A 10,082-nucleotide genomic window follows, 5' to 3' on the forward strand; every position below is an offset into this window, starting at 1 on the left:
AAGTTACGGCAGCGGGCTATATACCCCGTTCTTTCCGTTACTGAAATCGCACCTTTTGCATCCAAAAGATTAAATGTATGTGAACATTTTAAAACATAATCATAGGCAGGATGTACAAGCCCTTCTTCCATTTGGCGATGTGCTTCCTTTTCATACATTGTGAAAAGTTGAAATAACATATCAAGGTCGGATGTTTCAAACGTATATTTTGAATGCTCGTATTCCGGCTGTCCAAAAATATCCCGTACTGTAAATCCTTCTGTCCATTCTAGATCAAACACATTTTCTTTTTCCTGAATGTAGGAAGCCAGACGCTCGATTCCATATGTAATTTCCACGGAAACCGGCTTACACTCAAGACCGCCTACCTGTTGGAAATACGTAAATTGTGTAATTTCCATTCCATCAAGCCAAACTTCCCAGCCGAGACCAGCACAACCTAATGATGGGTTTTCCCAGTTATCTTCTACAAAGCGAATATCATGCTCAAGTGGGTTAATACCTAATGCACGCAATGAATCCAAATACAGCTCTTGGATATTGTCTGGGGATGGCTTCATGATCACTTGGAATTGATGATGTTGATAGAGACGATTAGGATTCTCTCCATAACGACCGTCTGCTGGACGGCGGGATGGCTCCACATAAGCAACACTCCACGGTTCAGGTCCAATTGCTCTAAGGAACGTATAAGGGCTCATCGTTCCTGCCCCCTTCTCGACATCATAAGCATTCATTAATATGCAGCCTTGTTCAGACCAATGCTTTTGTAAAGTTAAAATCATATTTTGAATATTCATCGTACACCTCCAAATTATTTAAAACGCCTCTTTATGAATTAGGGACGGGAACTCCTATACCAGTAATTTTGAATCGTTTATCGGCCACGCATGCATTTCACCAATTAATTCAAGTGTTTTACCGGTCCATTCATTGTTATTCTTTCGCATTTTTGCAAACAAAAAACTCCCGTCTCTATGCGAAATGCATAGGGACGAGAGTTTACCCGCGGTTCCACCCTAATTGCCGTTAATAAACCGGCCTCTTTTCAAAGCTACATGCTCCGGAACGCCTTCCCTGTAAATCCATACCCCGGCTTTCACCATCCCAGGTTCGCTTTTTATGGAGAATGACAGATACTCTTTTCCATCAACGCAATCTTCTTATTTTAATGATTAGAATTTTATACAATCAAGCCTGGAATGTCAATAGGTCAAATCTTAAAACATATCTTTCATCGTATCAATCTGTTTTAAGAACTTTTTTGATTTTATATGGAGGCCTGAATACTCTTCATAATAAGCATCAATGATTTTCTGCAGTTCTTTTTTCGTTTCAGGCTTAACCGAAATGTTTCCAAGCCTTGATAAATCCAAATAATAAAATATTCGCAGCAATTTAACGGCTGCGGGTGAAATTTTATAGTGATATGGGTCTTTTCCCAGACAGCGGTGACAAATAAAACCACCTTCCCGTAGCGAGAAGGAGAATTCCCCTTCTGTTTCACCACAAACAGCACATTGATTTAGTACTGGGTTAATCCCGTTGACGGGCAGCATCTTCATTTCGAAAATAAATTTCAAAACCTCCGCGTCATATTCTTCGTTTATGTAATGCAAGGTTTGCGAGAGTAATTCAAACAGATATGGATTTGGTTTCTTATCATCTACGCTTTTATCAACCAATTCAACAATGTATGAAGCATATGCAGTGGCAAAAAGGTCCTCCCTTATAAAACGAAGCGAGTCGACCATTTCTCCTTGTTGAAGACTTCCGAGTCCGCTTGATGTAGAAACAAGGAAATACCCGGAGCAAAAAAGTTGGGTGACGGCAGCAAGCCTGCTATTAGGTTTACTGGCTCCTCTAGCCATAACTCCAATTTTCCCTAGCTCACGGGTATAAATAGTAATAATTTTGTTGTTTTCTCCATATGCAGTCCGTCTTATGACAATGCCTTCACATTTTTGGAGCATACCAAGACACCACCCATGCTTGCCAAGACTATCTTATGAAACAGGAAAATCAATATCTGCTAGCTCATCACTCAATACTAAGGGTCTTTCCTGTCTTTCGACTTCTATCTCCTTAAACAGCAAATAGGTGTCCACATTACCTGTTTCACTAAATAACTCCCAGGTAAAATCCAACATATAAAGCCCACCTTTCATTTTTAACTAGCAATATAAATATCCGACCATATGATTAGCTTGACCTTTTTCCACACTTTCATGAAGCGTAAATTTTGCTAATTAATACTCACTTTCATTGAAACCATAATCGCGAAGTTGGCTCGCTTTGTTACGCCAATCCTTCTGCACCTTCACCCATAGTTCCAGGAATACTTTCGAACCTAATAAATTCTCGATATCAACCCTCGCACGGCTACCGACTTCTTTCAACATTTTCCCTTGCTTGCCAATGACAATACCTTTTTGTGAATCACGTTCTACCACAATCGTAGCCATAACATTAATTGTATCACTGTTATCCATTTTTTTTATTGAATCGATAACAACAGCCACTGAATGGGGAATCTCCTCCCTAGTCAGGTGCAGAACTTTTTCGCGGACCAATTCAGAAATAATAAAACGCTCCGGATGATCGGTTACTTGGTCAGCTGGATAAAACTGTGGACCTTCAGGAAGATGCTCCTTGATTTGTTCAAGCAGTGTATCGACATTATTGCCTTCAAGCGCTGAGATTGGAACGACGGCCGCGAACGGATAAAGCTTTTGATATTTCTCAATAATTGGAAGTAAATCATCAGGGTGCATAGCATCAATTTTGTTGACTACAAGGAAAACAGGTGTTTTTACGGTTTGTAGTTTTTCAATGATAAACTCATCACCACGTCCGTATCCTTCTGTCGCATTAATCATGAAGAGAATCAAATCGACCTCTTTCAATGTATTTGTTGCTACCTTCATCATAAAGTCCCCAAGCTTATGCTTCGGTTTATGAATACCCGGTGTATCAATGAATATCATTTGTGAATCGTTTTGTGTAAGTACACCTTGAACCTTGTTTCTCGTTGTTTGCGGTTTATCACTCATAATGGCAATTTTTTGACCAATAACCCGGTTCAAAAATGTACTCTTGCCAACATTAGGTCGTCCTATAATCGAAATAAAACCTGATTTGTAACCTTTTACTTGTGTTTCGTCAAATAGTTTATTCATTTAAATCCTCCGGTGAAAAAGCTCCTGGAAGCAATTCCTGTACTGTTAATTCTTTAATATCCCCGTTTAAGTTGGTTAAAACAACCATCATATCTTGTTCACATAGTTCTGAAATAACCTGCCTGCACGCTCCGCATGGGGAAACAGGACGATCAGTATCTGCTACGACTGCTAGTTTTGTGAACTTCTTATCATTATGGGCATAGGCACTAAATAAAGCGGTTCTTTCTGCGCAATTGCACATACTATATGCAGCATTTTCTATATTGCACCCATGATAAACCTTACCATCGGCAGTTAATAAAGCAGCCCCTACTTTGAATTTTGAATAAGGTACATAAGCCTTTTCCCTTGCTTTTTTAGCTTCCTCAATCAATTCATTCGTATTCAATTCACATCTTCCTTTCAAATTGGATACCATTTCAACCACCTATAGACCAAACTTCGGCAAAAAGATAATCAATCCAACTATTATAGAAAATATAGCATATATGAATACAGCTCCGGCTGCAATATCTTTTGCCTGCTTAGCAAGGGGATGGATTTGGTCTGTTACCAGGTCTACAACTCTTTCAATCGCTGAATTAACGAGCTCTAATGTAATCGTACCAGCAATGGCAGCCAAAATGAACAGCCATTCCATCCCATTCAATGAGAAATACCAACCAAAGAATACGACGATTACTGTTAATAAGAAATGAATCTTTATATTACGTTCTGTTCGAACTGCTTCCAAAATCCCCTGACAGGCAAAAGAGAAGCTTTTTATTAAAGGATACTTTTTTTTACCCTTCTCTTGAAAGTCCATATTCTTCCAAGATCTCCTTTTGTTTAGTAAACATCACTTTTTCATCTTCTTCAGTCATGTGATCAAAGCCTAGTAAATGAAGAAAACCATGAAGAGCTAAAAACCCAAGTTCACGGTCAAAAGAATGTCCGTATTCTTCTGCCTGCTCCTTTGTACGCTCAATGGAAATGATAATATCACCAAGCATACGAGGCATTTCGGCCCCGATAATTTCCACTTCATCTTCACCCATCTCTTCCAGTGCAAAAGAAATGACATCGGTAGCTGCATCTTTATGGCGATATTCTTTATTGATTTCCTGAATTCTCTTATTATCTACAAAAGTGACAGACAGTTCCGTATCTTCTTCAATATTTTCTTTTTTAGCCGCAAATTGCAGAATACTTTCAACAAGGTTCTGAGCTTTTTCCGTAACTTCGTTCGTTTCATCCATTAAATCGATTGCTAAAATCATTCTTTCACCTTCTGTCCTAATTTATCCGGCTCCGGATATTCAATCCTAGAGTGGAAGATACCATTAAGCGATTCACATAAGGAATGCTTCACGATACTTAATTCTCTCATAGTAATGTCACATTCATCAAATTGACCGTCTTGAATTCGGTCCTGAATAATAAAACTTACCAGCTCTTCAATCTTCTCAGGTGTAGGGTGCTGCATCGATCTCACCGCGGCCTCTACACTATCAGCAATCCCTATGACAGCGACTTCCTTCATTTTCGCTCTCGGGCCTGGGTAACGGTAACAGGCTTCAACTGTCGTATCATCCTGCTTCTTCGCCTTATGATAGAAAAATTTCAATAAAGTAGTCCCGTGATGCTGCTCCGCAATATCAACAATCTCTTTCGGGAATTTATGACTGCGCAACATCTCTCCACCATCAACAGCATGGGCAATGATGATATCCCTACTCGTTTCCGGCTGCAGTCGATCATGCGGGTTTTCCTCATTCATCTGATTCTCGATGAAAAAATGCGGACGTTTCGTCTTGCCTATATCATGATAATAACTGCCGACCCTTGCAAGCAATCCATTTGATCCAATAGCTTCACAAGCTGATTCCGCTAAATTGGCCACCATTACACTGTGATGGTAGGTTCCTGGCGCTTCAATTAAAATTTTTCGTAGTAAAGGGTGGTTTGGATTTGAAAGTTCGATTAGCTTCATCGATGATAAGATCCCGAAACCTGCCTCAAAAAACGGTAACAGGCCCATTGTCAAAACAGCTGAACCCACTCCCGATCCTATAGCTGCAGCAGCATAGTACAAATACTCCATTTTAGTATAATGCCCGTCCATTATAAAGATAAGCGAAAATACAAATGCCATATTGATTAAAGACATCAGAAGTCCTGCAATCAGAACTTTTGATTTGAAATTTGGGCGCGATAATATAATGATTGCCGCCAAACCCCCGAAAATAATATAAAGTCCCATCGAGAAATCTAGATTTCCAGGTGTATCACCATTAAATATAATCGTACCATACGAACCTAATAAAATAATCATTGCTACAGCTAGCTTATCATTCAATAAAATCTTAATAAGCATAGCCGCCATGGCACCTGGGAAAATGTATTCCAAATTCGAATTTTTAAGATCTGCCAAAACACTGACAGTTTTCATAGTTGCCATTGAAAGGATAAAGACAAGACTGAAGATCAATAACTGATTGTATTTGTTATCCCTTTTGGAAATTGAAAAGGAAAAAAAGTAATAAAAAGCTCCAAAAGTTAAAAGGATAAATAGCAGTAGCCCAATATAAGGATAAATGGTAGACTCTGTACTTAAAAAACCTGCCAGTTCAAGTTGCCTGTACACATCCCGGTCTACTAGCTGATTTTCTTCAACAATAATCTGCCCCTGAAGAATTCTAATAGGCTCTACGCTTTCGATTGCTTTCCTACGTTGCTCCTCGGTTTTATCCTTATCGAAAAACACATTTTGGATGATTGCCGTGCGTGCAAGGGAATTAGAGGCTTTTTTCATATCGCTATTAATGCTCATATACCCTAATTCTTCTACAACCTTTTTCTTGGCATTTTCAACATCACTGGCCGCAATTCGTGAGCTCATCACATTATTAACAGCCGTGATCGTTGAGTCTTTTGCTATTTCTAACTCATCTTCATCCGCCTGCACTAAAGCAAGGAAAACAGAATCCTCAATATTTCTATTGACTTCATCTGTCAATTTTTCTTTTAAAATGGAAACCTTCTGAGCATCAGTTTTTATTGGTTCCTTTTTATCTTCCTTTCCTTCCTCTTTTTTATCTCTTTCAGGATCTGTTTCTTTATTCACCTCAATTGCCGAATCAAAAATGGATGAGATCAGATCGACTTTATTTTTGGCGTATTCTTTTTTTAATGTATAGACATCCGCCACTTGTTTTGAAATCTCTTCTTTTTCTTGTTCGGTCTTATATGTATCTTCTACAGTCTTTGTTGAACGAATAGTTTGTTCTGCCGGCTTAAAAAGCTCTACCTGGATTTTTTCCGGTTTGACATTGGAAAACATTAATCCATACGCAAACAAACCAAGTATCAGAAACAACAGTACTTGAAAAAAACGATGGACCAATAGCCCCTTTATTTTAGTGAAAAATTTCTGGATACGATTCAAGGAAGGTCCTCCTATAAAAAAGTGATGTAATATTCTAGATATGTAAAATCATAACAGTTTTCTTGTTAATTTTCACATTGGTTATGATAAATGTAAAGCTTCTTCCGTTCTATTTCTACTTTTTGCTAATAAAGACACATAATCTACACACAGCACGAAAAATCCGCCGAGTGGAATTGGCGGATTTTTTTCTTATTCCTTTGCCTGCTCGTAAGCAGTAATGATTTTGGCTACAAGTGGATGTCTTACAACATCACTTTGTTCAAAATAAACAAATGAAAGACCTTTAACATTTTTCAAGATTTCTTCAACCCTAACCAAACCAGACTTCATTCCTTTGGGAAGGTCAATCTGTGTACGGTCTCCCGTAATGACCATCTTTGAACCGAATCCAAGCCGAGTTAAGAACATTTTCATTTGGGCTTCAGTCGTATTTTGTGCCTCATCCAAGATGACAAATGCATCTTCAAGCGTACGTCCCCTCATGTAGGCAAGAGGAGCAATTTCAATCGTTCCACGTTCTATCATCCTTTGGGTCTGTTCCATCCCCAGAAGGTCATGTAGGGCGTCATATAACGGCCGTAGGTACGGATCTACTTTTTCCTTCAGATCTCCTGGCAGGAAACCAAGGCTTTCACCCGCTTCAACAGCCGGTCGAGTCAAGATAATTCTTTTAACATGGCCATTTTTTAATGCATTAATCGCCATCACTACAGCAAGGTAGGTCTTCCCGGTTCCAGCAGGTCCAATTCCAAATACTAAGTCTTGCTTCTTTATAGCTTGAATATAGTATCTCTGACCGATTGTTTTGACTTTAATAGATTTCCCTTTAGCTGTTTTAGCGATTTCCTCTTCATATAATTCACCGAAATATTCTAAGGTCCCTTTTCTAGCCAATTCAATTGCATATAGAACATCCCTGGAACTGATTGTAATTCCTTTTCTAATTACTGTTAATAGTGCTTTCAATATTTCCTGACCCATTGTTACCCGCTCGATTTCTCCAGCAACACTGATTGCTTCACCTCGGGTAATAACTGAAATTCCAAGCTCTTCTTCAAGCACTTTTACATTTGAATCTCCATTGCCCAATAAAGCCATTGCTTCATTAGGTGATTCTATTTCTAGCTTAATTACTTTCACATCATCTGCCATTCGTTAGTCTCCTTGAATGATTGGCTGTCCAATCGCTATATCTTCAATAACTTGGTAATGTATAGATAATTTAACTTTACCATTCTCTATGCTTTCGTGCAAAATTTTTTCTCCCACGATTTCATCTTCCTCATCGAGCAGCTTTTGCAAATCGGCTCGGGCCATTTTTTTACCTTCCTTTATCGCTTCTTCCTTCGTATAACTTCGGACAATATCATCCTTGCTCCTTAAGGTCACAACTTTATAGGAAATAGGCAGTTCCCATTGAAGAAAGTGAAACGGCCTCACAGTCGTTTCTTTTTCCTGTTTTTCATATCCCGGATCTTTGAAACCCCAGATTGGCAAAGAAAATCCACTCATTTTTAAATAGTGCTTACTCGTTTCATTTCCGTTTAAAACAGAAAATTTAGTTTTCAACGGAACCTTCACTTCCGCTTTATACCAGGTTTTCCCTTTTATTACTCCCTGAGCTGATACAATTTCCGGCTTGTCTTCTTTCCCAATCACACCTGAAACAAGAAGCTGCCCTTTGCCGACATAATCATTTACGTTTACTATAGATTGTCCTTTTTTTACGAACAAATCAGTGATTATTGCTTTTTTCGAAGCTACCAAATTCTGTGGAGACGTTTTCTCGATTTCTTTCGGCTGCCGTTTTTCAACAACTCTAAAATGGTAAGTTGTCCCCTTCAGCTCAACTCCCACCCACGTTAATGCGCCAATCCGATCAGATAGTTTACGCTGGATTGTATCCACATCATCAACAAAAAATTGCACCTTACCAATTTTCACGCCCATCTTGTCCAACTCTTTTCGGATGGCATGCTCGGTTGCCGGCTTTGCACCTTGCACATCAATGCCCCAAACCATATTGGAAAGTACAAAAATACAAAGCAGGAAGGCAATTAGACCAGCCAAAAACCCGCTATTTTTCATTACTCTCTTCAATAGGAACGGAACGCCTTTTCCCTGCATGAACTTTACTTTGCAGTCACTTTTACGCATAACCTGACGGAGCTTTGGAATATCTCTAAAATCCATATGAAAAATTAGAGATTCACTTCCAACACGCTTCACATCCCAGATATGAAGCCCTCTCCTTGTCAGCATGTTAATCAACCGTTCCGCACCTCTGCCATAAGCCTTCACTTTAACATAGCCTGTATAGTAGTTTGTCCATTGGTTTTTCATGGAGACCTCCCGGGATCATTCATTGATAAAATATACCTTGTCAATCTTGCCTTCGAGCATGATTTCTTCCGGCAAAATCGTCTTAATGACAAAGGCTGTTCCCTTTATTAGCAGCTGACCATTTTTCAGCATCAATCGTACTTCACTGTCAGTAAAAGCTAATAAGCCACGATGATTTTCAATATAAATATGTAATTGTCCGATCATAGTAATTCGCGGCAGGTCCATCATGACATCTTGCGGAAGGTCCATTGTTTTGGTCATAAGCTGTTTCATTTTTTTTCCCCAATTACGAGCCATAAAAAAGAACCCCCTTTCATCTCAATGTATGAAATGAAAGAGGGTTCTAGCACAAAATTATAAAGGAACAAAAGTCTATTTTTTTATTGCATCAAATACATAATGCAAACAGGTCCCCTATCGAGTTATCTCCTTGACCTCTGAAGACTTCGCTTCGCCCTTGGCGGTCCCAGCACTTCTGACATGATGATGCCATCAATCAGCTGTTTTTTGCCAAAAGACGGTCCTTTGCGATAGACCGGACTGTTATTATCAGATATCGCTGATGTAATTTGATCCACCTTCGCTTTTTGATATAAACGCTCTTGATCGTACTTCTGCTGCAGACGCCTAAGCTCCGCAATCCTTTTGTTAGCTTCAGTTTTCGTCTCATCGATTACTTCAGCAGCCTGTGCTGCCTGCTGTTCGACTTTCCTTACGGGAGCAGGTGCAGGCCTTTGCTGTTGATTACCTTGTGCCATTTCACCTTGAAGCTCCCGGATGACCTCCTGCCATTTCTTTTTCGGAGGCGTATTTGGATCATCACTTTGCTGAGGCTGCTTTTTCTTTCCTAACATGGACGTTAAAATACCGATCAAGACAATGATAAGGAATGGGTTCTTGAGAAAGAAATCAATAAAATCTCCCATTTAAAGACCTCCCTTTCCTGATCTAATTATTATTATTGTTATTATTATTATTATTATTGTTAATGTTGTTATCTTTTGGATTGTCGGAGATTTTACTGATGGAATCACGCATATCCGTATCAGCCGTGATATTTTGGATATTCATATAATCCATCACTCCAAGGTTTCCACTTTTTAGTGCATCTGCCATAGCCAACG

The 10,082-nt window shown here is 39.1% G+C and carries 13 protein-coding genes and 1 other annotated feature; all 13 genes read right to left on the bottom strand.

Features of this window, described 5'->3' with window-relative positions; translation table 11 throughout:
- The coding region (gene glyQ / locus AC1DUW_RS14610; protein ID WP_477642824.1) for a glycine--tRNA ligase subunit alpha at window positions 1-800 on the bottom strand (800 nt) is incomplete at its 3' end.
- A 187-nt stretch (window positions 801-987) separates the two neighbouring features.
- Window positions 988-1,162: a binding site (T-box leader), on the bottom strand.
- Window positions 1,163-1,220: 58 nt separating this feature from the next.
- Entirely contained in the window at window positions 1,221-1,973 is a 753-nt protein-coding gene (gene recO / locus AC1DUW_RS14615) for a DNA repair protein RecO (protein ID WP_053346994.1), read from the bottom strand.
- A 33-nt stretch (window positions 1,974-2,006) separates the two neighbouring features.
- Entirely contained in the window at window positions 2,007-2,150 is a 144-nt protein-coding gene (locus tag AC1DUW_RS14620; protein ID WP_083450815.1) for a YqzL family protein, read from the bottom strand.
- Between the two features lie 99 nt (window positions 2,151-2,249).
- Window positions 2,250-3,179, bottom strand: coding sequence for a GTPase Era (gene era / locus AC1DUW_RS14625; protein WP_053346995.1), 930 nt, complete (start codon window positions 3,177-3,179; stop codon window positions 2,250-2,252).
- A complete protein-coding gene (locus AC1DUW_RS14630) occupies window positions 3,172-3,600 on the bottom strand; it encodes a cytidine deaminase (protein WP_376102825.1) in 429 nt (142 codons plus the stop codon). The genes era and AC1DUW_RS14630 overlap by 8 nt, the downstream gene beginning before the upstream one ends.
- Before the next feature lie 9 nt (window positions 3,601-3,609).
- Window positions 3,610-3,987 (bottom strand): diacylglycerol kinase family protein, encoded by a 378-nt coding sequence (locus AC1DUW_RS14635; protein ID WP_053346996.1) that lies wholly within the window; start codon window positions 3,985-3,987, stop codon window positions 3,610-3,612.
- Window positions 3,965-4,441 (bottom strand): rRNA maturation RNase YbeY, encoded by a 477-nt coding sequence (ybeY, locus tag AC1DUW_RS14640; RefSeq protein WP_053346997.1) that lies wholly within the window; start codon window positions 4,439-4,441, stop codon window positions 3,965-3,967. Before ybeY ends, AC1DUW_RS14635 begins: the two co-directional genes overlap by 23 nt.
- Window positions 4,438-6,609, bottom strand: a complete 2,172-nt coding sequence (locus tag AC1DUW_RS14645; protein ID WP_053346998.1) for an HD family phosphohydrolase — start codon at window positions 6,607-6,609, stop codon at window positions 4,438-4,440. The genes ybeY and AC1DUW_RS14645 overlap by 4 nt, the downstream gene beginning before the upstream one ends.
- Before the next feature lie 192 nt (window positions 6,610-6,801).
- Window positions 6,802-7,764, bottom strand: coding sequence for a PhoH family protein (locus AC1DUW_RS14650; protein WP_053346999.1), 963 nt, complete (start codon window positions 7,762-7,764; stop codon window positions 6,802-6,804).
- A 3-nt stretch (window positions 7,765-7,767) separates the two neighbouring features.
- Window positions 7,768-8,955 (bottom strand): sporulation protein YqfD, encoded by a 1,188-nt coding sequence (gene yqfD, locus AC1DUW_RS14655; protein ID WP_053347000.1) that lies wholly within the window; start codon window positions 8,953-8,955, stop codon window positions 7,768-7,770.
- Window positions 8,956-8,970: 15 nt separating this feature from the next.
- Entirely contained in the window at window positions 8,971-9,255 is a 285-nt protein-coding gene (gene yqfC / locus AC1DUW_RS14660; protein WP_053347001.1) for a sporulation protein YqfC, read from the bottom strand.
- Between the two features lie 125 nt (window positions 9,256-9,380).
- Window positions 9,381-9,884: a hypothetical protein gene (locus tag AC1DUW_RS14665; RefSeq protein ID WP_477642825.1), complete on the bottom strand. Its 504-nt coding sequence runs from the start codon at window positions 9,882-9,884 to the stop codon at window positions 9,381-9,383.
- Window positions 9,885-9,906: 22 nt separating this feature from the next.
- Window positions 9,907-10,082 (bottom strand): flotillin-like FloA family protein (locus AC1DUW_RS14670; protein ID WP_477642826.1); only part of this gene is annotated, 176 nt, incomplete at its 5' end.

This window comes from Peribacillus sp. P4_C12 (assembly GCF_056402095.1).